Genomic DNA, 26,244 nt, shown 5'->3' on the forward strand with positions numbered 1-26,244 from the left:
GTCACGCCCTGTCGGCGACGCGCTCGCCGAGCAGGCCCTGGGGCCGGAACAGCAGCACGAGGATGAGGAGTACGAAGGCCCAGACGTCGGCCCAGGCGTTGCTGCCGAACTGGCCCATGCCGGGGATGTCGGCGATGTAGGCGGTGGCGAGGGTCTCGGCGACGCCGAGGACGAGGCCGCCGATCATGGCTCCGTAGATGTTGCCGATGCCGCCGAGGACGGCCGCGGTGAACGCCTTCAGGCCGAGCAGGAAGCCCATCTTGAAGTCGATCTGGCCGTACTTCAGGCCGTAGGCGACGGCTCCGACGGCGGCGAAGGTGGCGCCGAGGGCGAACGCGATCACGATGATGCGGTCGGTGTTGACGCCCATGAGCTTCGCGGTGTCGGGGTCCTGGGCGGTGGCCTGCATGCCGCGTCCGGTGCGGGTCTTCATCACGAAGTAGCCGAGGATGGCCATGCTGATGGGGGCCGCGATCAGGAGGAAGACGTCACCAGTCTGGATGGTGACGCTGCCGATCTTGAAGGGCCCGCCGTCGATCTGCGGGAAGACGATGGCCGACTTGGCGTCGGGGTACCAGGCCCAGACGGCCTGCTGCAGGGCGAGCGAGAGGCCGATGGCGGTGATGAGGGGGGCGAGGCGTGGTGCGTTGCGGAGGGGGCGGTAGGCGAACCGTTCCGCGCCGACGGCGATGGTGACGGAGACCAGGACGGCGCCCACCAGCATCAGCGGCAGGGCGATCATCATGGAAGTGCCGTCAGGCAGTATGTACAGGTAGACCGTGAGAGCGCCGAACGCTCCGGTCATGAAGATCTCGCCGTGGGCGAAGTTGATGAGCTGGACAATGCCATAGACCATTGTGTAGCCGATGGCGACCAGGCCGTACATGGATCCCAGTAGCAGGCCGTTGACCAGCTGCTGCGGCAGTTCGTTCACCGCATGTCCTCCGAGACGGTTCGGATGTTTCGACGGGTGGGGCCGGATGCGAGTCCGCGCGGGGCGCCAGTGGAACAGCGCCCCGCGCGGCTCAGGGTTGCGAGGTGGGTCAGCCGGTGTAGGTGCCGGAGTTGACGGCCTTCCACGCGCCGTTCTCGACGGCGTAGACGGTGAGCTGCTTGTTGGTGGCGTCGCCGAACTCGTCGAAGGAGACCTTGCCGGTCACACCGTCGAACGAGACGTTCTGGGTGGCGGCGGTGATCTTCGCGCGGGCGTCGTCGGGCAGCTTGCCGCCGTTGTCGTCGACGACCTTCTTGACGGCCTCGATGATCGCCCAGGCGGAGTCGTAGGAGTAGCCGCCGTAGGCGCCGTACTCCTCCTTGTAGCCGCCGGCCTTGTAGTTGGCGACGAACTCCTTGGCGGAGTCGAGGGTCTCGACCGGGGCGCCGACGGAGGTGGCGAGGTCGCCGGTGGCGGAGGCGCCGCCGAGCTTGAGGAAGTCGTCGGCGTAGATGCCGTCGCCGCCGACCAGCGGGATCTTGGCGCCGGCGGACTTGATCTGCTTGCTGAGCGGGCCGGCCTGCGGGTACTCGCCGCCGTAGTAGACGACGTCGGCGCCGGAGTTCTTGACCTGGGTGGCGACCGCGGAGAAGTCCTTGGTGTCGGGGTTGATGTGCTGCGTGCCGACGACCTTGCCGCCGAGCTTCTTGAACTCGGTGGTGAAGGTACCGGCGAGGCCGGCGCCGTAGGTCTTCTTGTCGTCGATGACGAAGACCTTGGTCTTCTTCGCGGTGTTGAAGACGTACTGGGCGGCGAACGGGCCCTGGATGGCGTCCGTGGTCGCGGTGCGGAAGTACGACTTGTAGGTGCGGGCCTTGCTGGTCGCCCAGTTGGTGCCCTGGGTGAGCGCGGGGTTGGTGTTGGCCGGGGAGACCTCGACGAGCTTGGCGTCGTCGAAGACCTTCTGCATGGCCTCGGCCACGGAGGAGTTCAGCGGGCCGACCACGCCGACGACGCTCTTGTCGGCGACCAGGGCGGCGGCGTTCTGCTGGCCGGACGAGGGCTGCGCCTGGTCGTCCTTGGCGACGATCTTGAAGGTGACGCCGTCGACGTACTTCTTCTTGTTGGCCGTCTTGGCGGCGAGGTCGACGGAGTTCTTGATGCCGAGACCCAGCGCGGACAGGTCGCCGGTGAGCGGGGCGTCCACGCCGATGGTGACGACGGTGCCGCCGCTGTCGGAGCTCTTGTCGCCGCTGTCACGCGAACCGCAGGCGGTGAGGGTGAGTGCTCCCGCGGACAGCGCGGCGGTGATGGCGATGAGCGAACGTTGACGCACGTTCTTGTCCTTTCCCTGGGCGGCCCTCCCCCCTGGAAGAGGCCGAGTCGAGCGCTGGCCGGAGTGACTTTCCGGCCGCGGTGACTGGCCGTGACTCTAAGCGTGCGAAGGGAATGTCGAGGAGGGTCTGACGAAGGCTGTGACTCTCTTGTTATGACACGGGGTAATGCAGAGCGGTGCCGAGCGGGGGGAACAGTGGAATTCAGGCCGATTCGCCCTGTCCGCATAGTGAGAACCTGCAGGATGGCCCTCGAAGTAGCCAGGTGCTTCAGGCGTTTTGGTGATGACGTAAATCGTTGCCGCAGGCGACTTGCAGGGCTTTGGAGGAGCCGCGTGGATAGCGTCGGCCCCGTGCTAAACCTGGAACCTGTATTGCGCGCGCATTACGTAGAGTTACGGCGGGGAAAGGTGGACCGGCGTTTCTTGGCGCATTTCCGCATTCTGTGACATGCATGGTGATGGCGATCTTGCGAGCTGAACCGGTTCTTGTCCGGAAAAGTGCCTGTTGGGCCGGTGCCGGTGTGAGTCCTGCGGAGAGCCGGGCCGGCCGGGTCGCGGCGGCCGGCGGCCGGGACTCGACCTGCGGGAGCGGCTCCCGGCCGAGGCCGCGCGGCGGCGCGCCGGCCGGTGCGGCGCGCGGGTCGGGCCGGACGTCGCCGGAGCCGTCCGGGCGGGAACGGAAGTGCGGGGAACGGCCTTGCGGAGTACGGGTGTTGACGCTGTACGGGTACGAGTGTTGACGCTGCGTGGGCAGGGGTGCGCAGGGGCTCGCGGGGCGGTCGGTGTCGCCGGGCGGACAGGGGGGCGGCGGGTCGGCGGGTGCGGCGCGGTGGCGAGCCTGACGGCGACTCGGGTCGGCCGGGTGGCTCGGAAGGGATCGGCCGCGCTTGCCGACGGGGGGAGTTCGGGGTGTTCGTCCTGTGTCCGGGGTGCGCCCTCCGGGCTCGGCGGGGCCGACGCCGCTCACCGCCAGGGGTCCTCGCCCGGTCCGCCGGAGCGGTACCGGTCGGCGCAGCCCCTGCGTGCCTGACGGCCGATCAACTCGACCGCCGCGGAAACGCCTTGACGCTTCCTCTCGGCCCGCGCGGCGTCCACGACGGCGCGCAGGATCTCGTACTGGCCGTTGGACAGCCCCATCGACTGATAGTCACCGTAGGTAGGGGTGTCCAGGGCCTGACGGGCCCAGTGGGTGACGAGACGGGTGCACAGCTCCTCGGGCGACGTGGCCGAGGGCGTCGGGGAGCCGTGCCTCGCGGTGCCGGCGGACGTGCCGGATGTTCCGGGCGCGCCGGACGAGGAGGGCGGGCCGGACGGGTCGGGTGCGCGGGCGGTGGCGGGGGAGCCGCCGTCGCAGCCGGTGGCCGAGACGCCCGTCAGGAGCGCGAGACCGACGGCGAGAGCGAGCGCGGGGGTGAGGGCGGGACGGCACGGCGGGCGTGCTGTCGCGCCGCGGAGGGGCCCTCCCGTTGTCATGCCCCGACGCTAGGGCGCCCGGCGCCCAGGGGGCAACGGCCCCGCGCCGTGGCATGTGTCCCGCGCCGCCGGACGCGCCCCGCGCCGCGAGATCCGCGCCGCGGGGCCTGTGCCGTGGGGCCTGTGTCCGTGTGGGGTCAGTCCGCCGTCCGTGCCCGGGCCGCGTCGCCGGGGTTCACGTCCCGCAGCAGACAGGTCAGCCGGGCCGTGCACACGCGCCGGCCCTCCTCGTCGCTGATCACGATCTCGTACGTCGCCGTGGAGCGCCCGCGGTGCACCGGCGTGGCGACTCCGGTCACCAGACCGGAGCGGGCCCCGCGGTGATGGGTGCAGTTGAGGTCGACGCCGACGGCGATCTTGGTGCTGCCGCCGTGCAGCATGGAGCCGACCGAGCCGAGCGTCTCCGCGAGGACGGCCGAGGCGCCGCCGTGCAGCAGGCCGTAGGGCTGGGTGTTGCCCTCGACCGGCATGGTGCCGACGACGCGGTCCGCGGACGCCTCGAGGATCTGCACGCCCATCCGGGTGCCGAGGTGACCGGCGGAGAACAGGGCGGGCAGGTCGACACCGAGCGCGGCGTACTCGTCGATGACCTCCTGCGGGAACTTCACTTGCTGCTGCTCGCCCATGGGGCCGGCTCCGTTCGTCGGGATCGGTACGGCGCTCCGTCCGGTGTTCCTCCCGGTGTCCCGTTCGGTGTTCCGTACGGCGCTGTCGGCTGAGCAAACGCTCAGTCGGTCGCCGATTGTTCCAGACGCACCACGACGGACTTGCTGGCCGGGGTGTTGCTGGTGTCTGCGGTGGAGTCCAGCGGGACCAGCACGTTCGTCTCGGGGTAGTAGGCGGCCGCGCAGCCGCGCGCGGTCGGATAGAGCACCACCCGGAAGCCGGGCGCCCGGCGCTCCACGCCGTCCTTCCACTCGCTCACCAGGTCGACGTACGAGCCTTCGGCGACGCCCAGCGTGCGCGCGTCATCGGTGTTCACCAGCACCACCCGGCGGCCGTTGGTGATGCCCCGGTAGCGGTCGTCGAGACCGTAGATCGTGGTGTTGTACTGGTCGTGCGAGCGCAGGGTCTGGAGCAGCAGCCGGCCCTCGGGCAGGGCGGGGAACTCGACCGGCGCGGCGGTGAAGTTCGCCTTGCCGGTGGCCGTCGGGAAGCGGCGTTCGTCGCGCGGTGCGTGCGGCAGGGTGAAGCCCTCGGGGCGGGCCACGCGCGCGTTGAAGTCCTCGAAGCCGGGGATCACGCGCGCGATGCGGTCGCGGACGGTCGCGTAGTCCTTCTCGAAGTCCTCCCACGGGACCTTGCTGTCGGCGCCGAGCACCCGGCGGGCCAGCCGGCACACGATGGCCGGTTCGGACAGCAGGTGGGCGCCGGCGGGCGCCAGCCGGCCGCGGGAGGCGTGCACCATGCCCATGGAGTCCTCGACCGTCACGAACTGCTCGCCGCCGGCCTGGAGGTCGCGCTCGGTGCGGCCCAGCGTCGGCAGGATCAGGGCGCGCGCGCCGGTGACGACGTGCGAGCGGTTGAGCTTCGTCGAGACGTGCACGGTCAGCCGGGCGCGCCGCATGGCCGCCTCGGTGACGTCGGTGTCGGGCGAGGCGGAGACGAAGTTGCCGCCCATGGCGAAGAAGACCTTCGCCTCGCCGTCGCGCAGGGCGCGGATGGCCTGGACGACGTCGTAGCCGTGCTCGCGCGGCGGGGCGAAGCCGAACTCCTTCTCCAGCGCGTCCAGGAAGGCGGGGGCGGGCCGTTCGAAGATGCCCATGGTGCGGTCGCCCTGCACGTTGGAGTGGCCGCGCACCGGGCACACGCCCGCGCCGGGGCGGCCGATGTTGCCGCGCAGCAGCAGGAAGTTGACGACCTCGCGGATGGTCGGCACGGAGTGCTTGTGCTGGGTGAGGCCCATGGCCCAGCAGACGATGGTGCGCTTCGAGGCGAGCACCATGCGCAGGGCTTCGTCGATCTCCTCGCGGGTGAGACCGGTCGCGGTGAGGGTCTCGTCCCAGTCGGCGTCGCGGGCGGCCGCGGCGAACTCCTCGAAGCCGTGGGTGTGCTCGTCGACGAACTCCTGGTCGACGGCGCCCTCGGTCTCCAGGACGAGCCGGTTGAGGAGGCGGAAGAGGGCCTGGTCGCCGCCGATGCGGATCTGGAGGAAGAGGTCGTTGAGGGCGGCGCCCTTGAGCATGCCCTGCGGGGTCTGCGGGTTCTTGAAGCGCTCCAGGCCCGCTTCCGGCAGCGGGTTGACGCTGATGATCCGCGCGCCGTTCGCCTTGGCCTTCTCCAGCGCGGAGAGCATCCGCGGGTGGTTGGTGCCGGGGTTCTGGCCGGCGACGATGATCAGGTCGGCCTGGTAGAGGTCGTCCAGCAGGACGCTGCCCTTGCCGATGCCGATCGTCTCGGTCAGGGCCGAGCCCGACGACTCGTGGCACATGTTCGAGCAGTCGGGCAGGTTGTTGGTGCCCAGTTCGCGGGCGAAGAGCTGGTAGAGGAACGCGGCCTCGTTGCTGGTGCGGCCCGAGGTGTAGAAGAGGGCCTCGTCGGGCGAGTCGAGGGCGGTGATCTCGTCGGCGACGATGTCGAAGGCGCGCTCCCAGGTGACCGGCTCGTAGTGGTCGGCGCCCTCGGGGAGGTACATGGGGTGGGTGAGCCGACCCTGCTGGCCGAGCCAGTAGCCGCTGCGCGCGCCGAGGTCCTGGACGGAGTGGGCGGCGAAGAACTCGGGGGTGACCCGGCGCAGGGTGGCTTCCTCGGCGACCGCCTTGGCGCCGTTCTCGCAGAACTCCGCCGTGTGCCGGTGCTCCGGCTCGGGCCAGGCGCAGCCGGGACAGTCGAAGCCGTCCTTCTGGTTGACGCGCAGCAGGGTCAGCGCGGTGCGCTTGACGCCCATCTGCTGCTGGGCGATGCGCAGGGAGTGCCCGACGGCCGGCAGTCCGGCGGCCGCGTGCTTCGGCTCGGCGACCCGCGGCGCGTCCTGGACCGGATCGGCCTTCGGCGGCTTCGTTGCCATCGCGAGCTCTCCTTCTTCCGTGTGTGCTGCGTCTCCCGGATCGTGCCGTCGGCTGCCCTGCCACGGACCCGGGACCCTCGACAACCCCGATCCTCGCACGCGGCACCGACAACGACGGAGGCCGGTCGTGCGGGGAAGCGGGAGCAATGCTTGCGCGGGTGCTGCGGGTGCTGCGGGTGCTGCGGGTGCTGCGGGTGCTGCGGGTGCTGCGGGTGCTGCGGGTGCTGCGGGTGCTGCGGGTGCCGGGGGTGCGGCGGGTGCCGTGCCTGCCGTACCCCCGGCGCTCGCTGCGACCGTCGCGCCCGCGGCGACCATCGCGCCTGTCGCGTGCCGCGTTTGCCGCGCCCGCTGCGCGTGCCCATGCGCGCCGAGCGTGCCGCGACCGCTGTGCCCGCCGTGTCTGCCGCGCTCGCGCGGTCGGCCGCCGGCCCGGATGCCCATGGGCGCGCGTGCCGCGTGCCACCCGCGCACCCCCCACGTGCAGTCCCGCTGCCGTCGGCGGACGTACGCATGCAGTCCCGCTGCCGTCGGTGGCACCCCCGACTGCTCCCGCTGCCGCCCGCGAGGCGCCCGAGTGCCGTCCCTGGGCCGTCCCCTGGCCGTCCCCGGCCGGCCGTGGGAGCCCGGGGACGGCCGGGGACGGTCGTGTGAGTGCGCAGGGCGGAGCCGACTGTCGGTGCGGCGTGGCAGGATCGGGGACGTGGCAGACTCAGCAGCGAAGACGACCGACGACACCTCCGGCGAGAGCCGCCCGCGCCTGATGCTCATGGACGGGCACTCGCTGGCCTACCGCGCGTTCTTCGCGCTGCCCGCGGAGAATTTCACGACCGCGACGGGCCAGCCGACGAACGCGATCTACGGCTTCGCGTCGATGCTGGCGAACACGCTGCGCGACGAGGCGCCCACGCACTTCGCGGTGGCCTTCGACGTCTCCCGCAAGACCTGGCGCTCCGAGGAGTTCACGGAGTACAAGGCGAACCGTTCCAAGACCCCGGACGAGTTCAAGGGCCAGGTCGAGCTGATCGGCGAGCTTCTCGACTCGATGCACGTCTCCCGGTTCGCGGTCGACGGCTTCGAGGCCGACGACATCATCGCCACCCTCGCCACGCAGGCCGAGGCGGCGGGCTTCGAGGTGCTGATCGTCACCGGTGACCGCGACTCCTTCCAACTGGTCTCCGAGCACACGACGGTGCTGTACCCGACGAAGGGCGTCTCCGAGCTGACCCGGTTCACCCCGGAGAAGGTGTTCGAGAAGTACGGACTGACGCCCGCGCAGTACCCCGACTTCGCGGCCCTGCGCGGCGACCCGTCCGACAACCTGCCGGGCATCCCCGGTGTCGGGGAGAAGACGGCCGCGAAGTGGATCAACCAGTTCGGCTCGTTCGCGGACCTGGTCGAGCGGGTCGACGAGGTCAAGGGCAAGGCCGGGCAGAACCTGCGCGACCACCTGGAGGCGGTGAAGCTCAACCGCCGGCTGACCGAGATGGTGCGCGACGTCGAGCTGCCGAAGACGGTCGTCGACCTGGAGCGCGCGCCGTACGACCGCAAGACCATGGCGATGATCCTGGACACCCTGGAGATCCGTAACCCCTCGCTGCGCGAGCGGCTGCTCGCCGTCGACCCGGGCGCGGAGGAGGCCGAGCCGACCGCGGTGGTCGCGCAGGGCGTGGAACTGGACGGCACGGTGCTCGGCACCGGCGAGCTGACCGGCTGGCTGGCCGGGCACGCCGGTGAGGTCCTCGGCGTCGCCACGGTCGACACCTGGGCGCTGGGCAGCGGCTCGGTCTCCGAGGTCGCGCTCGCCGCGGGCGGCGGTGCGGCCGCCTGGTTCGACCCGTCCGGGCTGGACGAGGCCGACGAGAACGCCTTCGCGGCCTGGCTGTCCGACGCGGACGCGCCGAAGGTCCTGCACAACGCCAAGCGCGCCATGCGGGTCCTCGCCGAGCACGGCTGGAGCGTCGCCGGTGTGCGCATGGACACCGCGCTGGCCGCCTACCTCGTCAAGCCCGGCCGGCGCTCCTTCGACCTGGACGCGCTGTCCCTGGAGTACCTGGGCCGGGAGCTGGCCCCGGCCGCCGCGGCCGACGGGCAGCTGGCCTTCGGAGCGGACGACGGAGCCGAGGCCGAGGCCCTGATGGTGCAGGCCCGCGCGATCCTCGACCTGGGGGAGGCGTTCGAGAGCCGGCTGGCGGAGGCCGGCGCCGCGGACCTGCTGCGGGACATGGAACTGCCCACCTCGGCGCTGCTCGCGCGGATGGAGCGGCACGGCATCGCGGCGGACCGGGCCCATCTGGAGGCCATGGAGCAGATGTTCGCGGGCGCGGTGCAGCAGGCGGTGAAGGAGGCGCACGCGGCGGCCGGACACGAGTTCAACCTGGGCTCGCCCAAGCAGCTCCAGGAGGTCCTCTTCGGCGAGCTGGCCCTGCCCAGGACCAAGAAGACGAAGACGGGCTACACCACCGACGCCGACGCGCTCGCCTGGCTGGCCGGCCAGACCGACAACGAACTGCCGGTCATCATGCTCCGCCACCGCGAGCAGGCGAAGCTGCGCGTCACCGTCGAGGGCCTGATCAAGACGGTCGCGGGCGACGGCCGTATCCACACCACCTTCAACCAGACGGTGGCGGCGACCGGGCGGCTGTCGTCCACGGACCCGAACCTCCAGAACATCCCGGTCCGCACCGACGAGGGCCGGGCGATCCGGCGCGGCTTCGTCGTCGGCGAGGGCTTCGAGTCGCTGATGACGGCGGACTACAGCCAGATCGAACTGCGGGTGATGGCCCACCTGTCCGAGGACGAGGGCCTGATCGAGGCGTTCACCTCGGGCGAGGACCTGCACACCACGGTCGCCTCGCAGGTCTTCTCCGTCGAGCGCTCGGCCGTCGACGCGGAGATGCGCCGCAAGATCAAGGCGATGTCGTACGGCCTGGCGTACGGCCTGTCCGCGTTCGGCCTCTCGCAGCAGCTGAACATCGAGGCGGGCGAGGCCCGCGCGCTCATGGACACCTACTTCGAGCGCTTCGGCGGTGTGCGGGACTATCTGCGCCGGGTCGTGGACGAGGCGCGGTCGACGGGCTACACCGAGACCCTCTTCGGCCGCCGACGTCATCTGCCCGACCTCAACAGCGACAACCGGCAGCGCCGTGAGACGGCGGAGCGGATGGCACTCAACGCCCCGATCCAGGGCACGGCGGCGGACATCGTCAAGATCGCCATGCTCAACGTGGACCGGGCGCTGCGGGAGGCGGACCTCACGTCCCGGATGCTGCTCCAGGTCCATGACGAAATCGTCCTGGAGATCGCCCCCGGGGAGCGGGAGGCGACCGAGGAGATCGTCCGCCGTGAGATGGCGGGCGCGGTCGAGCTGCGCGCCCCGCTGGACGTGTCGGTGGGCGTGGGGCCGGACTGGGAGTCGGCCGCGCACTGAGTGCTCCGCCCGGGCCCGGCGGCCCGCCCCGCGGTCCCGCCCCGGCCCGTCGGTTCGCCGGCGGGCCCCGGTGGCCCCTCGCGTGGTGCCCCGCGCCCCCGGACGGGTGCGGGGTGCGGGCGGTCCGGCGGCGGGCGGTCCTGCGCGGGTGGCAACCCGTCACCCGCGTGGCCCCCGCGAGAACGCCCGCGGGGGCCCGCGACCGTAAGGATGCGGGCATGGGTATACGCATGCTCCACCGCCGGACGGGACCCGACCGGGCCCGTCCCCAGGGACGGTCGTCGGCGCGGTCCGGCGGCAAGGGCAGGGCTGTTACCGGCGCCGGGCTCCCGGTGGTCCCGGCCTTCGCGGCCGGGGCGGGGGCCGTCCGCGTCCCCGCCACGACGGCCATGGCCGCACGCCGTACGGCCGGTGCGCTCCGGCGCCGGCTCACCCGCCGGGGGCGGTACGCCGCGGCACCCCGTGAGACGCCCGCCTGGCGTCTGTGGGCCGACACCGGCCGGGCCTACCTGTACCTGCTCCTCGCCCGGCTTCCCCGAAGGCCCCGTGCCACGAGGACCGTCACCGTGTTCGTCGCGCCACCCGTCAGGCTCCGTCGCTCCCCGGACGGCCCCGACCGACGCTGACGCCCTCCACGCCCTCCGGGCGCCCGGAAGCGGCCACGGGCGCCGGACGCCACACGCGCACGCCGACGGCGTACAGCAGCAGTCCGGGCACGAGTCCCGCGCCCACGCCGAAACACAGCGTCGGGATCAGCTCCCACGGTCTGACCGTCGTGTCCCAGGACACCCACCACCGCGACACCCGCTGCACCGCCCCGGCCAGCGCACAGCCGCCGATCAGCGCGGCCGCCCACCAGCGGTCCCGCGCCGAGAGGAGCGGCACGCCCGAGGGGGCACCCGGCGCTCCCTGCCCGGCGGCGCCCGCCGGCCCGTCTGCCGGGCGACCCGCCGTCGGGTGGGGCACAGGGCGGGCCGACGTGCGGCGCAGCGCGGTCAGCACGAACGCGGCGATCACCACCGCGGCCACGGCCGAGCTGCCGTACTGCGCGAACCAGTACACCGGGTGGCCCCCGGCCTCCCGGCCCAGCACCGGGAACAGCCGCGTGCCCCAGCGGTCGTGGTGCGTGAACGCGTCCCACACGACATGCGTCAGCGCGCCCAGCGCCGCCGACAGGTACCACCGCGCCGCCGTGGCCGCCCCCGCGCGAGCCCGCGGCGCCCCGCAGCGCAGCAGCGCCGCCCAGCGCCCCTGCCGGGCCCGCGGCAGCAGCGCCACCAGCGGCTCCCGCAGCAGTGACCACAGGCCCACCAGCGCCCAGGCGACGAGCACGTCGACCGTGAAGACGCCCGGGAAGGAGTGCGTGACGTCGCCGAACTCCATCGCCCCCGGGACGACACTCGCCGCGTAGTAGGTCATGTCGGGCGCGAAGGATCCGGCCACGAGGACCGCGGGCACCAGCCGTCCCCGGCCGGATCCGTCGGTGCGCAGACCGGGCAGGACGGCCGCCGCGTGGCTCAGGGTGAACGGCAACTCGGCCTCCTGTGCAGGGCTTTGGCCGAACGGCCGACCCGATGATCATTTGTCGTCCAGTATGCGTGACGATCGTCTCGGGTAACCGGACTTGGCCAACTGGTGAATATCGGGCGTGAACGGGTGCCCCTGTAAAGCAAGTTGTCGTAGGGTCGCCTGGGTCACACACCCAGGAGGGCAACCCCCGGGGCGGCAGGACCGTCACACCAGAGCGGGAAAAGCAGACGGAAGTCGTTCGGGCGCACTCGGCGTCCTCGGGAGGGATTCACTCTATGGCGGCGCAATTCGGCAGGCGGCTTCGCAAGGGGGCCCTCGCCACCACCGTGGCGGCGGCCGCGGTCGCGGCTCTCTCCGCCTCTCAGGCGCCGGGAGTGACGGTCGACACCCAGGGCAGGCAGACGGCCGCCGACGCGCAGGCCACGCCCGAGGCGACCGTCGACGACGGCGCCGCCACCGGCAACTCGCCCTATTACACCGACCTGCCGCCGCTGAACAGCCCGAACCCCGCGACCCCGACGCCGGGCGCGAGCGCCGGTCCCGTCGCGACGGGACCGGTCGAGGCGGGCATACCGGCCACCGTCCTGGACGCCTACAAGAAGGCCGCGGCCGAGCTGGCGGCCTCCAAGGCCGGCTGCAACCTGCCCTGGGAACTCCTCGCCGCCATCGGCAAGGTCGAGTCGGGCCAGGCCCGCGGCGGCAACGTCGACGCCAACGGCACCACCCTCAGCCCCATCCTGGGCCCGAAGCTGGACGGCAACGGCTTCGCGCTCATCCAGGACACCGACAACGGTGCCTACGACGGCGACACCACCGTCGACCGGGCCGTGGGCCCCATGCAGTTCATCCCGTCCACCTGGGCGTGGGCGGGCCGCGACGGCAACGGCGACGGCGCCAAGGACCCCAACAACGTCTACGACGCCGCCCTCGCCGCGGGCCACTACCTGTGCCGCAACGGCTGGGACCTGTCCACCCAGGCCGACCTCCACAGCGCGATCCTCAGCTACAACTACTCGCAGGACTACCTGAACACGGTCCTGTCGTGGCTGGAGTACTACCGCAAGGGCACCCACGAGATCCCGAACGGCACCGGCACCCTGCCCGCCAACCGCAGCGACGACCAGCACACGTCGGGGCCCAGCACCTCCCCGTCCGCGCCGGGGACGCCCAAGCCGAGCCCGCCGACCCCCGAGAGCCCGAAGCCGTCGACGCCGAGCACCCCGGCCCCGACGCCCACCGACACGGTGGACCACCTGACGGACGTCGGCACGGCGAAGCTCACCGCGACGGCGGGCCAGGCGTTCGACGGGAAGATCAGCGCGCGCGCCGAGACCAAGGCGGGCAAGGGCGTCGGCAAGGTACGGATCCGCTTCACCCTCGTCGGCGACACCGACGCCACCTTCACCGGCGGCGAGAGCGTGGCGACCGTCGCCACCGACACCACGGGCGTGGCGGTGGCGCCCGCGCTCCGGGCGGGCGAGAAGACCGGCAGCTTCACCGTCCGAGCCGTCGTCGTCGGCCGCACGCTGTCCGCCGTCGACCACACGGCCACCGTCACCGCCCGCGCCGCCGACGCGCTCACCCGCACCGACGGCACCGCGCTGAGCTGCACCGCGGGTGGGGAGTTCGCGGAGCAGGTCGAGGTGAAGGCCACCTACGGCGGCGCCGTCGCGGGCAAGGTCGCGGCCACCGCCACGCTCGTCGGGTCGGCGGGCGACACGGCCGAGAACGACAAGGGCCCCTACTTCAAGGACGCGAACGGCAACGCCGTACGCACCCTGACGGGCCTGGAGACCGACGCGAACGGCCTGCTGAAGCTGCCCGAGCTGTACGCGGACGACACCGCAGGCACCTACCTGCTGCGCATCACCACCACCGGCGGGGCGACGCTGACCGTCGAGCTGACGGTCACGGCGGCCGCGACGCCCGACCCGACCCCCAGCCCCACCGAGTCCCCCTCGGCGACCGCCTCCGCCTCGGCTTCCGCTTCCGCGACTCCCTCGGCCTGACCGGCCGGGCCGATCGGCCGTCCGGCCGGCGCGAGACAGGGCGCCCCTCCGCTTCGGCGGCGGGGCGCCTTCGTCGTGTGCGCCCGACGTGTTCTCATCTCGACCGGCCGTTGCTACGGTGCCCGACCTGACGAGGTATCAGTTCCAGTCCGTCGGGAGGCTCCGTATGCGTGCCCTGATCGCCGCCGCGACCGGTCTCGCTCTCGCGTTCGCCCTGGTCCTGACCCTCACCGCGCTGGGCTCACCGACCGGCCGCACGTCCCCGGAACCGTTGTTGACGACGGTCCCCGCACACCCGTGACCGTCCACCTGAAGCCGCTCACCGAAAGCCGCTCACCGAAAGCCGCTCACCGAAAGCCGTCCACCGAAGACCGTCCGCGGAAAGCCGTCCGCCGACAGCCGTTCCCACCCGGGAGGGAGGCCGAGATGCGCCGCAAGGCCGGCCTGGTCCTGCTCGCCCTCGCCGTGTTCTTCGCGGCGCTGTCCCCGTTGCTGCGCTGGTACGCCTTCCCGCGCCTGGCCAAGGTCCCCGCGAACCAGTACCAGGACATGGTCCTGGAGGCGAAGGACGCCACCCTCCTCGACTACGGCACCATGCAGGCCCGCAAGGTCTCCAAGGTCACCATCGTGCAGACCCTCAAGGGCGACGTGGAGGCGTCGGACCGGATCGAGGAGACCGCGGGCCGCGACGTCGTGGTCTGGGACGGCCTCTCCTACGTCCAGGGCCCCGACGGCAAGATGGTCTCCAAGGTGTCCGAGCGCTACGTCTTCGACGCCCACACCCAGGAACCCGTCCACGCCACCGGCGAGGCCGTCGACGGCGACCCGGTGCGACGACAGGGCATCGAGTTCAAGTGGCCCTTCCTGACGGAGAAGCGGGACTACCAGTACTTCGACGCGCAGACCCGCACCTCGGCGCCCATCCACTACCGGGGCACCCAGAACTTCCGCGGCCTGGAGGTCTACTACTTCGAGCAGACCGTCCCCTGGACCAGGGTCGCGTTCCCCAAGGTCATGCCCGTCGAGGGTGTCACGCCCGAGTCCGTCGCCGGGACCGGCACCACCCGCTGGTACACCACGGTCCGCAGGTTCTGGGTCGAGCCCGTCACCGGCGCCCCCGTCTACGGCGAGGAGATCCACCGGGAGGAACTGCGCGGCGGCACCCTGCTCGGCGGCCGCGCGGAGGTCACCGCGTTCGCGGGGCACGTGAAGATGCGCGAGGACTACATCGAGCACACGGTCGCCCTGGTCAAGTCCAACCGCACCCTGGTCCTGCTGCTGACCTCCTACCTGCCCCGGGGCTTCCTGGCCCTGGCCGTGCTGCTGCTGGCCCTCTCCCTCTGGCTGGAGGCGCGCGGCCGCCGTCCCGCCGGTCCGGCACCGGCGCCCGCCGCGGACCCCGAACCGGTCACCGCCTGAGCCGGGCGTTGGTGTGCCGGGTCGGCTCCGCGCCGGCCGGGTCCTCGGGCCAGGGGTGCTTCGGATAGCGGCCGCGCAGCTCGGCCCGTACGCCCTTGTAGCCGTCCCTCCAGAAGGAGGCGAGGTCGGCGGTGACGGCGGCGGGCCGGCCCGCGGGGGAGAGCAGGTGCACGAGCAGCGGCACCCCCGCGACGGCCGGCGACCGCTGGAGGCCGAACATCTCCTGGAGCTTCACGGCGAGCACGGGCTGCTGCGGATCCCCGTAGTCGATGCGGACGGCGGACCCGCTGGGCACGGTGATCCGCTCGGGGGCCAGCTCGTCGAGGCGGGCGGCGTCGCCGGACGCCCAGGGCAGCAGCCGGGCGAGCGCCTCGCGCGCGTCGATCCGCGCCAGGTCCGCGCGTCGGCGCGCCCGGCCGAGCTCCGGTTCCAGCCAGTCGTCCACGCGCGCGTGCAGCGCGTCGTCGTCGACGTCCGGCCACGGGTCGCCGAGGTGCAGCCGGAGAAAGGCGAGCCGCCGACGCAGCGACTCCGCGTCCTGCGTCCACCGCAGCAGCCCGAACCCTTCCTGCCGCAGCCCTTCGACGAGCGCGTTCCGTACGAGGCCGGGGTCCGGGTCGGCCAGCGGGCGCACCGTGAGCTCCACGGCACCCAGCCGCTCGACCCGCCGGGCGACCACGTCGCCGTCGGCCCAGCGCACCTCCTGGCCGGACGACAGCAGTGGCGCGGCGGCCCGCCGGGCCACGTCCTCGTCCACCACGGCGGCGAGCTGCACCCGCGCGTGCCCCCGGCCGAGCGGCCGGTCCGCGACCGCGACCGCGAGCCAGGGCGCGCCACGCAGCCCCGAGCCCTCGCGGAGCTCCGCCCGGGTCCCGGAGGCCATCAGCCAGGAGCCGCCGTGCGCCCGGGCGACGCGCTCGGGAAAGGCGAGCGCGGCGACCAGCCCCACCAGCCGGTCCTCCCCGAGCCCCGACCCGACACCGGCCGTGGCGCCGGCGGCACGGAGCGCACCGGCAGCAGCGGTCGTGGTGCCGACGGTACCGGCGGTGGCGCCTGCGGCACGGGCGGCACCGGTCGGGGTGCCCGCGGCGCGGGTCGTGGCACCGGCGGTACCGGTCGCGGCTCCTGCGGCACCGGCAGTGGTCCCCGCGGACCCTGCGGCGGTATCCGGGGACCCCGCCGTCGTGTCCGGGGACCCTGCGGCAGCATCCCGGGACCCGGCCGTCGTGTCCGGGGACCCTCCGGCTGGGTCCAGGGGCCCCGTACCGGGATCCGCCGCCCCCGCGACGGCGGACCGCAGGCGTCGGGTCTCCGCCCGCCACCGGGCCGCGTACGCGTCACCCCCGCGCCGGGCCGTCCGCAGGGCCGCCGCCAGGTCGTCCCCGTACTCCCGCGGCGGCTCCTCGCCGAGCAGCGCCACCACCTCGGCCGCCCGCTCCGCGCCGACCGACGCCGCCGCGTCCAGCAGCGCCCGCCCCAGCCGGGGATGCAGCCCCAGCCGTGCCATACGGACCCCGCGCCGGGTGGCCCGGCCGGCCGCGTCGACCGCGCCGATCGCCGTCAGCACGGACCGCGCCGCCGCCATCGCCCCGCCCGGCGGCGGATCCAGCAGCGCCAGCCCGGACGCCTCCGGATCTCCCCAGCAGGCGGCCTGGAGGGCGAACGCCGTCAGGTCGGCCACCTTGATCTCCGGCGCCGGGAAGCGCGGCAGCCGGCTGTCCTCCGCCTCCGACCAGCACCGGTACACCGCGCCCGGCGCCTCCCGCCCGGCCCGCCCCGCCCGCTGGCGGCCCGCCGCCTGCGACGCCCGTACCGTCGCCAGCGCGCTCAGCCCGCGCGCGTGGTCGACGCGCGGCTCGCGCGCCAGCCCCGAGTCGACCACCACGCGCACACCGGGCACCGTCAGCGACGACTCCGCCACGGACGTCGCGAGGACCACCCGGCGTCGCGCCCCCGGCGCCAGCACCGCGTCCTGCACGGCCGCCGGAGCCCGCCCGTGCACCTGGAGCACGTCGACGTCGCCGAGCGCCCCGAGCCGCCCGGCGACCCGCGCGATCTCGCCCACGCCCGGAAGGAAACAGAGCACGTCACCGGAGCGCTCGGCCAGCGCCCTGCGCACCACCGACGCCACGTGCGCCGGCAGCGCCGGGTCGACCCGCATCCCGTGCGGCGGCCGCAGCGGCCGGGCCGGTGGCGCCCACACCACCTCGACGTCGTACGCGGCCCCCCGCGCCTCGACCACCGGCGCGCCGCCCAGCAGCCGCGCCCAGCCGTCCGCGTCGGTCGTCGCCGACGCGGCCACCAGGCGCAGCTCGGGCCGCAGTGCGGAGCGGACGTCCCACAGGAACGCCGCCACCGTGTCCGCGTCCAGATGCCGCTCGTGGCACTCGTCGATCACCACCGCGTCGACGCCCGCCAGCTCCTGGTCACGCTGGAGGCGCTGGAGCAGCACGCCGGTCGTGACGACCTCCACGCGCGCGTGGCGCCCGACCACCCGCTCGCCGCGCACGGTGTAGCCGACGCTCTCGCCGACCTTCTCGCCCAGCAGCCAGGCCATCCGCCGGGCCGCCGCCCGCGCCGCGATCCGCCGCGGCTCGGCGACGACCACCCGCCGCGCGGGACCCGCGCCGGTCAGACCGGCCAGGGCGAGCGGGACCAGCGTCGTCTTGCCGGTGCCGGGCGGTGCCACGAGGACCGCCGTGCCGTGCGTCTCCAGGGCGTCGTCCAGGGCGGGCAGGGCCTCGCGGACGGGCAGGGCGTCCAGGGCGTCGTAACGGATCACTCGTTCAGCCTCGTATGTTCAGTCCCGTACGCACGCGTGTTCAGTCCCGTACGCAGACGAAGATCGCCGTCCCCGGGATCAGGTTCCCGCGCAGCGGCGACCAGCCGCCCCACTCGGCGGTGTTCCAGGCCGGCCACTCCGGCTCCACCAGGTCGACCAGGCGGAAACCGGCCGCCACCACGTCGCGGACACGGTCGCCGACGGTCCGGTGGTGCTCCACGTACACGGCCCGGCCCTCCTCGTCCTGTTCCACGTACGGCGTGCGGTCGAAGTAGGAGGCGGACACCGACAGCCCCTCGGGGCCCGGCTCGTCCGGGAACGCCCAGCGGATCGGGTGCGTCACCGAGAACACGAACCGGCCGCCCGGCCGCAGCACCCGGCGCACCTCGCGCAGCACCAGGACCGGGTCGGCCACGAACGGCAGCGCGCCGTACGCCGAGCACGCCAGGTCGAAGGAGGCGTCCGCGAAGGGCAGCGCGGCCGCGTCGGCACAGACGAGGGGAAACGATCCGCCGATCCGCAGCGCGTGCTGGAGCTGGCGGTGGGAGAGGTCCAGCGCGACCGGACGCGCGCCCTGGGCGGCCAGCCAGCGCGCGCACTGGGCCGCGCCGGCGCCGATCTCCAGGACGTCCCGGCCCTTCAGGTCCTCGGGCGGGCCGAGCAGCTCGGCCTCCACCTCGTCCAGGCCCTCGGGGCCCCAGACGAAGCGGTCGTCCCCGAGGAAGGTGCCGTGCTCGACCTGGTACTCGTCGGCGTTGCGGTCCCACCAGCCCCGGTTGGCCCGCGCGCTCTCCGTGATGTCCGAGGCGCGGCGGGTGGCTTCCGGTTCGAAGGTCTCGGGCTCTTGGATGATGGGCTCCCTCGTATTAGTCTGCGGCCACTTCCCTGCAACACGCCGGGCGTGTCACGGGAGGGGTATCCCGGCCTGTGTGGCCTGCTGGGACGAGTTTTTGTGCCGGATTTGGGGCGATCCGCCCTGGGTGTGCGCCTTCGCGCATTGACCCTGCCCGGCTGCCCCCGTATGCTACAAGTTGCGCTGCGAGCCTGCGCTCCTCAGACCTAGCAGGCTGCGCTCGCATCTGTTGTATGTCCCCTCGGTTTTCGAGGCGCCATCGGAGTTCTCTCGGTGTGGCGCTTCCTTGGCTGTCCGGCTTCATCAGAGCGATCACGGGCTCCCGGCGTAGCAGTACCTACGACTTTCTGTCCGTAACCGGAGCCCTTTCCCACATGACGAGCAGCACCGAGACCACCGCCACCACCCCGCAGGTTGCGGTCAACGACATCGGTAACGAGGAAGCCTTCCTCGCCGCGATCGACGAGACGATCAAGTACTTCAACGACGGCGACATCGTCGACGGCGTCATCGTGAAGGTCGACCGGGACGAGGTCCTGCTCGACATCGGTTACAAGACCGAAGGTGTGATCCCGAGCCGCGAGCTCTCGATCAAGCACGACGTCGACCCGAACGAGGTCGTCAAGGTCGGCGACGAGATCGAGGCCCTTGTTCTCCAGAAGGAGGACAAGGAAGGCCGTCTGATCCTCTCGAAGAAGCGCGCCCAGTACGAGCGTGCCTGGGGCACCATCGAGAAGATCAAGGAAGAGGACGGCATCGTCACCGGTACCGTCATCGAGGTCGTCAAGGGTGGTCTCATCCTCGACATCGGCCTCCGTGGCTTCCTGCCGGCCTCGCTCGTCGAGATGCGCCGTGTCCGCGACCTCCAGCCCTACGTGGGCAAGGAGCTCGAGGCCAAGATCATCGAGCTGGACAAGAACCGCAACAACGTGGTCCTGTCCCGCCGCGCCTGGCTGGAGCAGACCCAGTCCGAGGTCCGCCAGACGTTCCTCACGACCCTCCAGAAGGGTCAGGTCCGCTCCGGCGTCGTGTCCTCGATCGTCAACTTCGGTGCCTTCGTGGACCTGGGTGGCGTCGACGGTCTGGTTCACGTCTCCGAGCTGTCCTGGAAGCACATCGACCACCCGTCCGAGGTTGTCGAGGTCGGCCAGGAAGTCACCGTCGAGGTCCTCGACGTCGACATGGACCGCGAGCGTGTCTCCCTGTCGCTGAAGGCGACGCAGGAGGACCCGTGGCAGCAGTTCGCCCGTACCCACCAGATCGGCCAGGTCGTCCCGGGTAAGGTCACGAAGCTGGTTCCGTTCGGTGCGTTCGTCCGCGTGGACGAGGGCATCGAGGGTCTGGTCCACATCTCCGAGCTGGCCGAGCGCCACGTGGAGATCCCGGAGCAGGTCGTCCAGGTCAACGACGAGATCTTCGTCAAGGTCATCGACATCGACCTCGAGCGTCGTCGCATCAGCCTCTCGCTGAAGCAGGCCAACGAGTCCTTCGGTGCCGACCCGGCCTCGGTCGAGTTCGACCCGACCCTGTACGGCATGGCCGCGTCGTACGACGACCAGGGCAACTACATCTACCCCGAGGGCTTCGACCCCGAGACCAACGACTGGCTCGAGGGCTACGAGACCCAGCGCGAGGCCTGGGAGCACCAGTACGCCGAGGCGCAGCAGCGCTTCGAGCAGCACCAGGCTCAGGTCATCAAGTCCCGCGAGGCCGACGAGGCCGCTGCCGCCGAGGGCGGCGAGGCCGCGGCTCCGGCCGCGTCCGGTGGCGGTTCGTACTCCTCCGAGGGTGCCGACACGTCCGGCGCGCTGGCCTCGGACGAGGCGCTTGCCGCGCTGCGCGAGAAGCTGGCCGGCGGCCAGAGCTGATCGCTGAGCAGTAGTTAGCTCTCTGCCGAGGGCCCGCACCCACCCGGGTGCGGGCCCTCGGTGCTCGTGTCTGCCGATGCGTGTTCCCGGGGCCGGTGCGCCCGAGGGCCCGTGGGGCGCCGTCCGATCAAGGTCGCGGTCCGGGAATGCGTGCGTCGTCCACGACGTTCTCTAGTAGGAACACGAGGAGGAGCGGTCCAAGTGCTTGATCCGCAGGGTTTGTACGCATGGGAGCCGAAGGGGCTGGGCGTCGTCGACATGGCGCTGGCCCAGGAGTCGGCCGGACTTGTCATGCTCTACCACTTCGACGGATACATCGACGCGGGCGAGACCGGCGAGCAGATCGTCGACCGGATCCTCGACTCGCTGCCCCACCAGGTCGTGGCCCGCTTCGACCACGACCGGCTCGTGGACTACCGGGCCCGCCGCCCGCTGCTGACCTTCCAGCGCGACCAGTGGACGGACTACGACGAGCCCGCCATCGACGTGCGGCTCGTCCAGGACGCCACCGGGGCGCCCTTCCTGCTGCTGTCCGGCCCCGAGCCGGACGTCGAGTGGGAGCGGTTCGCCGCGGCCGTCCAGCAGATCGTGGAGCGGCTCGGCGTCCGGCTGTCCGTGAACTTCCACGGCATCCCCATGGGCGTCCCGCACACCCGCCCCGTGGGCCTCACCCCGCACGGCAACCGCACGGACCTCGTCCCGGGCCATCGCAGCCCGTTCGACGAGGCACAGGTCCCCGGCAGCGCCGAGGCGCTCGTGGAGTACCGGCTCATCGAGGGCGGCCACGACGTCCTGGGCGTCGCCGCCCACGTGCCCCACTACATCGCCCGCTCCCCGTACCCGGACGCGGCCCTGACCGTTCTGGAGTCCGTCACCGCCGCCACCGGCCTGGTCCTGCCCGGCATCGCGCACGCCCTGCGCACCGACGCGCACCGGACGCAGACCGAGATAGAGCGGCAGATCCAGGAGGGCGACGAGGAGCTCACCTCCCTGGTCCAGGGCCTCGAGCACCAGTACGACGCGGCCGCGGGCGCCGAGAGCCGGGGCAACATGCTCGCCGAGCCCGTCGACATCCCGTCGGCGGACGAGATCGGCCGGGAGTTCGAGAAGTTCCTCGCGGAGCGGGAGGGCGAGAACTGATCCGATACGCTGCCGCACGGCGGCGTGCCACTCGTCCGCGCCCACGGCGCCACCCCCGGCGGGGGTGACCCGGTGGGCCCGGACGACGGCGGTCGGAGCAGGTCGTAACTCCCCGCGGCGGCGGGGCATCATGAGGGGGAGGCGCGGTCGTGCTGTCCGTGGGCCTGACCGGCGGTATCGGAGCCGGCAAGAGCGAGGTGTCGCGGCAGCTCGTGTCCTGCGGGGCCGTGCTGATCGACGCGGACCGGATCGCACGGGAGGTCGTCGCCCCGGGGACCCCCGGACTCGCGGCCGTCGTGGACGCCTTCGGCGCGGAGGTGCTCGCCGAGGACGGCAGCCTCGACCGGCCACGGCTGGGCTCCCTCGTCTTCGCCGACCCGGAGAAGCTCGCCGTCCTGAACTCGATCGTCCACCCGCTCGTCGGCGCCCGCTCGCGCGAGCTGGAGAGCGCCGCGGCCGAGGACTCCGTCGTCGTCCACGACGTCCCGCTGCTCACCGAGAACGGCCTCGCGCCGCTCTACGACGTCGTGGTCGTCGTCGACACCGCCCCCGAGACCCAGCTCGACCGGCTCGTACGCCTGCGCGGTATGACCGAGGCGGACGCCCGCGCGCGGATGGCCGCCCAGGCGAGCCGGGAGAAGCGCCTGGAGATCGCCGACATCGTCATCGACAACGACGTGCCGCTCGACCGGCTGGAGCGACGGGTACGCGAGGTGTGGGCGGATCTCGCGCACCGGGCGCGGTCGTCGCGGGAGGCGGACCGCGGCCCCGGGGAGTGAACCCGGGAATCATCCCCTGGAACCACGCCGGGAATAGGGGTGCGCGGTCCGGGCGTTGAACCATCCCGGCAAGGGAAGGAATTTCGCGTGCCCGAAACCAGCGGTTCGACCGGACGTACTCCGGAGACGCATGTCATCGACTTCCGCGCCGCCGAGCAGCTGCTCGCGGCCCGGGACCCGCGGGGCGCGGTGAAGCTGCTGGACGGCGTCATCGCGGCGCACCCGGAGAACACCGCCGCCCGGCTGCTGCGCGCGCGGGCCTTCTTCGCGGCCGCGCAACTGCGGCCCGCCGAACTGGAGTTCACGATCGTCCTGGAGCGCGAGCCGGACAACGCGTTCGCGCACTTCGCGCTCGCCCGCACCTACGAGCGGCAGGGACGGCACGGCCAGGCCAAGCGCCACTTCCGGCTGGCCGCCGCGCTGGACCCGAAGCCGCAGTACCTGAAGGCGGCCCGCTTCGACTCCTGAGTCGGCTGTCGGGCTCCTGTGCCGGCTGTCGGGCTCCTGTGCCGGCTGTCGGGCTCCTGTGCCGGCTGTCCGGCTCCCGCGTCGGCTGTCCGGCTCCCGCGCCGGCTGTCCGGCTCCCGCGCCGGCCGTTCGAATCCCGGGTCGGCCGGCAGGCTCCTGAGCCCGTCGCCCGCCCCGGTCAGGGACGCGGGGGCTCGGGCGGCCGGTACGGCGGGACGTCGCGGCCCGGCTGGTAGTGCGGGCCCTGCCTCATGTGCTTGAGGATCATCGACAGGTCGACGGTGATGACCAGCCACAGCGCCCCGCAGGCGGCGGCCCAGCCGGGCCGGCCGACCAGCAGGAAGGCCACGGTCCCGAAGACCGTCCAGACCAGCCCCCACACGCTCAGCCAGAACCGCAGCCGCAGTGCACTGCGCGCTGTCGTCGGCTCGTTGCCCGTACGCACCAGGATCACCTGCTCCTGTCTGCAACGTACTCTCCGGTGCGGGCGTTCTCCAAGCGGCCCGTGCGACGGCCGGCACCGCGTGCCGCGGCAGCAGCCGTGACCACCGTGGACGGCGACGAGTCGCGATGAGTTCCGCCGCGCGCCCCGGTCTACCCCTGTGACAGCACCACGGACCCGCTCACACAGGAGACCCCATGTCCGAGACCGCCGCTCCCGCCGTCGCCACCGCATCCGCCGCATCCGTCACCGACGGCAGCCGACAGGTCCCGACCGCCCGTACAGCGCGTGCCGGGCGGATCGCCCTGCGCGGTCTCCAGGTGCTGCTCGCCCTCTTCTACGCGCTGGCGAGCGCGCTGCCGAAGCTGATCGCGCACCCGTCGGCCACCGAGTCGTTCGACCGCATCGGCTGGGGCAGCGCGGGCATGTACACCATCGGCGCGCTCGAACTGGCCGGCGCGGTGGCCCTGTTGGTCCCGGTGCTCCAGTCGGTGGCCGCGATCGCGCTGGGCGCGCTGATGATCGGGGCGTTCGTCGTCCAGGTCACCGTCTTCGACGGGCAGAACGCGGCGACCCCGCTCATCCTCCTCGTGCCGCTCGCCCTCATCGCCCGGGCCAGGCGTGGACACAACGCCGAGCTGCTGCGAACGGTACGGCGGTGCCGAGCGTGACGGCCGTGGCCCGCGGTCACCGTCCTTCGGAACGGGCACCCGGGCCGCGCAGCCCGTTCAGGGCGCGCAGCCGTTCGGTCTCCCGGCGGTCCCGCTTGGTGGGGCGCCCGGTGCCCGGGTCACGGACACCCGCCGGGGCGAAGGACTCGCGGGGCGGGGGCGGCGGGCTGTTGTCGACGTAGCACTGGGCGGCCACCGGCGCGCCGACCCGCTTGCGGATCAGCCGCTTCACCACGACGACCCGCTCCCAGCCCTCCTGCCGTACCCGTACCTCGTCGCCGACGCGGACCGAGTGCGCGGGCTTCACCCGTTCGCCGTTCACCCGTACGTGTCCGCCCCGGCACGCGGTGGCGCCCTGGGAACGGGTCTTGACCAGCCGTACGGACCAGATCCAGCTGTCGAGGCGCACGGACTGGCCGCTCGCGGGGCCGGCCGCCTCGGCGGCGGCGATCGCGGCGGCGACCTTCGGATCCGGCACGGTCGCGCCGTCCGTGCCGTCCGTGCCGTCCGCGCCCTCCGCGCCGTCCGCCTTGTGCCCGCCGTCGGTGGTGTGCGCGCCGCTCACTCCGTACGCGCCGTCCGAGTCCTCAACACCCATGGTCCCGACTCTAGCCTCCGGGACCCGTCCGTTCCGCGGGGTTTTCCGGCCGCGGCGCACGCTTCACCCGGCCCGCACGGCTCCGGTCCGTCCGGTGGGTGGTGTCGTACGGGTCTACGGTGGCCGTATGGACTGCCTGGCCGCTCTGGACGCCCGGATCACCGGGTGCACGGCGTGCCCCCGGCTCGTGGCATGGCGCGAGGAGGTCGCCCGTACCAGACGGGCCGCCTTCGCCGACCGTACGTACTGGGGACGCCCGGTGCCGGGCTTCGGGCCCGCCGACGCGTCGCTGCTGATCGTCGGCCTGGCGCCCGCCGCCCACGGAGGCAACCGCACCGGCCGGATGTTCACCGGCGACCGCTCCGGGGACGTGCTGTACCAGGCGCTGTACGACGTCGGCCTCGCCTCGCAGGCGACCTCCGTCGACATCGACGACGGCCTGGAGCTGTACGGCGTCCGCGTCACCGCGCCCGTGCACTGCGCCCCGCCCGCCAACAAGCCCACGCCCGCGGAGCGCGACACCTGCCGGCCGTGGCTGGTCCAGGAGCTCACCCTGCTGCGGCCGACCCTGCGCGCCGTGGTGGTGCTCGGCGCGTTCGGCTGGCAGGCGGCGCTGCCCGCGCTCGACGCGGCGGGCTGGGCGATCCCGCGGCCGCGCCCGGCCTTCGGGCACGGCGCCCACGTGTCCCTCGACGGGCTGGAGCTCTTCGGCTGCTTCCACGTCAGCCAGCGCAACACCTTCACCGGCCGGCTCACTCCCGCCATGCTCCGCGAGGTGCTGCGCACGGCCGCGGAGGCGGCGGGGCTCGGGAGTGCGCGCCAGGCGCGACAGACCCTGCGTCTGCGGCACGATCCGCCGGACAGGTCCTAAGGCCGCCACACGTACCGCACGTCCGGCTCCCGCTCCTCGTTCCCGCTGCCGTCCGTGCGCTCGACGGCCACGAAGCCGTGCCGCTCGTAGAAGCGGTGGGCCGGTTCGTTGACCTGGAACGTCCACAGCGTCAGGCCCCGCGGGCTGCGCTCCTTGGCCAGTGCGACGAACCGGTCGCCGAGGCCCCGGCCGCGCCAGTCGGGGGCGAGGTAGAGCTGGGAGAGCAGCTCGCCGTCGAGGACCATCACCCCGACGACCGCACCGGCCGTCTCCGCGACCCAGGTCTCCCGCGACGGCACCACCACGTTCCGGAAGTGGTCGCGCACGTCGTCGTCGGAGCGCGGTCTGACGACCGAGGGCAGCGCGGCGGCGAACGAGCGCAGCCAGACCTCGGCCGCCGGTCCGGCGTCGGCACCGGCGGCCCGGCGAAGCACGACGACGCGATCAGAACTCACGGGCGGTCCCCTTCCCTCACCGGGACCGGCAGCGGTGGCCGCGATCTCCGGACAACCTCCCGATCATCCACGCCCCTCCCGTGACCCGCACCCGTATTTTCCGACCGTCGAGACACCGCCGGCCCGAGCCGTGCGCTCCTGCGCCCCGGACACCGGCCGTCGCATTCCGGCCGTCGGGAGTT

22 protein-coding genes are annotated in these 26,244 nt (G+C 72.8%); 11 read left to right on the forward strand and 11 right to left on the reverse strand.

What is annotated here, in order from left to right:
- Nucleotide 1: 1 nt before the first annotated feature.
- The 5 genes from ACZ60B_RS08560 to ACZ60B_RS08580 form a co-directional block, all read right to left on the reverse strand.
- A complete protein-coding gene (locus tag ACZ60B_RS08560; RefSeq protein WP_469385267.1) occupies nucleotides 2-934 on the reverse strand; it encodes a branched-chain amino acid ABC transporter permease in 933 nt (310 codons plus the stop codon).
- A gap of 109 nt (nucleotides 935-1,043) precedes the next feature.
- Nucleotides 1,044-2,270, reverse strand: coding sequence for a branched-chain amino acid ABC transporter substrate-binding protein (locus ACZ60B_RS08565; protein ID WP_469385268.1), 1,227 nt, complete (start codon nucleotides 2,268-2,270; stop codon nucleotides 1,044-1,046).
- Between the two features lie 963 nt (nucleotides 2,271-3,233).
- Nucleotides 3,234-3,743 carry a hypothetical protein gene (locus tag ACZ60B_RS08570; protein ID WP_469385269.1) on the reverse strand — a complete coding sequence of 170 codons (510 nt, stop codon included), beginning with the start codon at nucleotides 3,741-3,743 and terminating at the stop codon, nucleotides 3,234-3,236.
- 137 nt (nucleotides 3,744-3,880) lie between these two features.
- Complete coding sequence (locus ACZ60B_RS08575; protein WP_469385270.1) at nucleotides 3,881-4,369, reverse strand: hotdog fold thioesterase; 489 nt, start codon at nucleotides 4,367-4,369, stop codon at nucleotides 3,881-3,883.
- 101 nt (nucleotides 4,370-4,470) lie between these two features.
- Nucleotides 4,471-6,750, reverse strand: coding sequence for an FdhF/YdeP family oxidoreductase (locus ACZ60B_RS08580; RefSeq protein WP_469385271.1), 2,280 nt, complete (start codon nucleotides 6,748-6,750; stop codon nucleotides 4,471-4,473).
- Between the two features lie 700 nt (nucleotides 6,751-7,450).
- On the opposite strand from ACZ60B_RS08580, the gene polA reads away from it, so the two are divergent.
- Nucleotides 7,451-10,177 (forward strand): DNA polymerase I, encoded by a 2,727-nt coding sequence (polA, locus tag ACZ60B_RS08585; RefSeq protein ID WP_469385272.1) that lies wholly within the window; start codon nucleotides 7,451-7,453, stop codon nucleotides 10,175-10,177.
- A 218-nt stretch (nucleotides 10,178-10,395) separates the two neighbouring features.
- On the forward strand, nucleotides 10,396-10,803 hold the full coding sequence (locus ACZ60B_RS08590) for a hypothetical protein (RefSeq protein ID WP_469385273.1): 408 nt from the start codon (nucleotides 10,396-10,398) through the stop codon (nucleotides 10,801-10,803).
- On the opposite strand, the gene ACZ60B_RS08595 is transcribed toward ACZ60B_RS08590, so the two are convergent.
- Nucleotides 10,763-11,710: a DUF4184 family protein gene (locus tag ACZ60B_RS08595; RefSeq protein ID WP_469385274.1), complete on the reverse strand. Its 948-nt coding sequence runs from the start codon at nucleotides 11,708-11,710 to the stop codon at nucleotides 10,763-10,765. The genes ACZ60B_RS08590 and ACZ60B_RS08595 overlap by 41 nt on opposite strands.
- 272 nt (nucleotides 11,711-11,982) lie before the next feature.
- Between ACZ60B_RS08595 and ACZ60B_RS08600 the strand changes: the two genes are divergently transcribed.
- From ACZ60B_RS08600 to pgfA, 3 genes are all read left to right on the forward strand, one after another.
- Nucleotides 11,983-13,716 carry a lytic transglycosylase domain-containing protein gene (locus ACZ60B_RS08600; protein WP_469385275.1) on the forward strand — a complete coding sequence of 578 codons (1,734 nt, stop codon included), beginning with the start codon at nucleotides 11,983-11,985 and terminating at the stop codon, nucleotides 13,714-13,716.
- Nucleotides 13,717-13,882: 166 nt separating this feature from the next.
- The gene (locus tag ACZ60B_RS08605; RefSeq protein WP_351617647.1) at nucleotides 13,883-14,017 is read left to right on the forward strand and encodes an SPW_0924 family protein; all 135 of its coding nucleotides are present in this window, start codon (nucleotides 13,883-13,885) and stop codon (nucleotides 14,015-14,017) included.
- A gap of 125 nt (nucleotides 14,018-14,142) precedes the next feature.
- Nucleotides 14,143-15,135, forward strand: coding sequence for a cell envelope lipid trafficking protein PgfA (gene pgfA / locus ACZ60B_RS08610; RefSeq protein ID WP_469385276.1), 993 nt, complete (start codon nucleotides 14,143-14,145; stop codon nucleotides 15,133-15,135).
- On the opposite strand, the gene ACZ60B_RS08615 is transcribed toward pgfA, so the two are convergent.
- A complete protein-coding gene (locus ACZ60B_RS08615) occupies nucleotides 15,125-17,917 on the reverse strand; it encodes an ATP-dependent RNA helicase (protein WP_469385277.1) in 2,793 nt (930 codons plus the stop codon). The two genes, pgfA and ACZ60B_RS08615, sit on opposite strands and share 11 nt — an antisense overlap.
- Before the next feature lie 40 nt (nucleotides 17,918-17,957).
- The gene (locus ACZ60B_RS08620) at nucleotides 17,958-18,767 is read right to left on the reverse strand and encodes a class I SAM-dependent methyltransferase (protein ID WP_469385327.1); all 810 of its coding nucleotides are present in this window, start codon (nucleotides 18,765-18,767) and stop codon (nucleotides 17,958-17,960) included.
- Between the two features lie 377 nt (nucleotides 18,768-19,144).
- Between ACZ60B_RS08620 and rpsA the strand changes: the two genes are divergently transcribed.
- The 4 genes from rpsA to ACZ60B_RS08640 all read left to right on the forward strand — a co-directional run bounded on the left by rpsA (nucleotide 19,145) and on the right by ACZ60B_RS08640 (nucleotide 23,025).
- A complete protein-coding gene (rpsA, locus tag ACZ60B_RS08625) occupies nucleotides 19,145-20,638 on the forward strand; it encodes a 30S ribosomal protein S1 (RefSeq protein ID WP_152895055.1) in 1,494 nt (497 codons plus the stop codon).
- Between the two features lie 201 nt (nucleotides 20,639-20,839).
- The gene (locus ACZ60B_RS08630; RefSeq protein WP_351618574.1) at nucleotides 20,840-21,778 is read left to right on the forward strand and encodes a PAC2 family protein; all 939 of its coding nucleotides are present in this window, start codon (nucleotides 20,840-20,842) and stop codon (nucleotides 21,776-21,778) included.
- 149 nt (nucleotides 21,779-21,927) lie between these two features.
- Complete coding sequence (gene coaE / locus ACZ60B_RS08635) at nucleotides 21,928-22,557, forward strand: dephospho-CoA kinase (protein ID WP_469385278.1); 630 nt, start codon at nucleotides 21,928-21,930, stop codon at nucleotides 22,555-22,557.
- A gap of 87 nt (nucleotides 22,558-22,644) precedes the next feature.
- On the forward strand, nucleotides 22,645-23,025 hold the full coding sequence (locus tag ACZ60B_RS08640; protein ID WP_469385279.1) for a tetratricopeptide repeat protein: 381 nt from the start codon (nucleotides 22,645-22,647) through the stop codon (nucleotides 23,023-23,025).
- 178 nt (nucleotides 23,026-23,203) lie between these two features.
- On the opposite strand, the gene ACZ60B_RS08645 is transcribed toward ACZ60B_RS08640, so the two are convergent.
- On the reverse strand, nucleotides 23,204-23,479 hold the full coding sequence (locus ACZ60B_RS08645) for a DUF6343 family protein (protein WP_469385280.1): 276 nt from the start codon (nucleotides 23,477-23,479) through the stop codon (nucleotides 23,204-23,206).
- Nucleotides 23,480-23,664: 185 nt separating this feature from the next.
- Here ACZ60B_RS08645 and ACZ60B_RS08650 point away from each other — a divergent pair, with 185 nt between their 5' ends.
- Nucleotides 23,665-24,138 carry a DoxX family protein gene (locus tag ACZ60B_RS08650; RefSeq protein WP_469385281.1) on the forward strand — a complete coding sequence of 158 codons (474 nt, stop codon included), beginning with the start codon at nucleotides 23,665-23,667 and terminating at the stop codon, nucleotides 24,136-24,138.
- Nucleotides 24,139-24,154: 16 nt separating this feature from the next.
- Here the strand turns inward: ACZ60B_RS08650 and ACZ60B_RS08655 are convergent, their stop codons facing one another.
- Complete coding sequence (locus ACZ60B_RS08655; RefSeq protein ID WP_469385282.1) at nucleotides 24,155-24,736, reverse strand: RNA-binding S4 domain-containing protein; 582 nt, start codon at nucleotides 24,734-24,736, stop codon at nucleotides 24,155-24,157.
- Nucleotides 24,737-24,863: 127 nt separating this feature from the next.
- Here ACZ60B_RS08655 and ACZ60B_RS08660 point away from each other — a divergent pair, with 127 nt between their 5' ends.
- On the forward strand, nucleotides 24,864-25,607 hold the full coding sequence (locus ACZ60B_RS08660; protein ID WP_469385283.1) for a uracil-DNA glycosylase: 744 nt from the start codon (nucleotides 24,864-24,866) through the stop codon (nucleotides 25,605-25,607).
- Here ACZ60B_RS08660 and ACZ60B_RS08665 read toward each other — a convergent pair.
- Complete coding sequence (locus ACZ60B_RS08665; RefSeq protein WP_469385284.1) at nucleotides 25,604-26,062, reverse strand: GNAT family N-acetyltransferase; 459 nt, start codon at nucleotides 26,060-26,062, stop codon at nucleotides 25,604-25,606. The two genes, ACZ60B_RS08660 and ACZ60B_RS08665, sit on opposite strands and share 4 nt — an antisense overlap.
- Nucleotides 26,063-26,244: the final 182 nt, after the last annotated feature.

This window comes from Streptomyces sp. NPDC104096, from assembly GCF_055584385.1.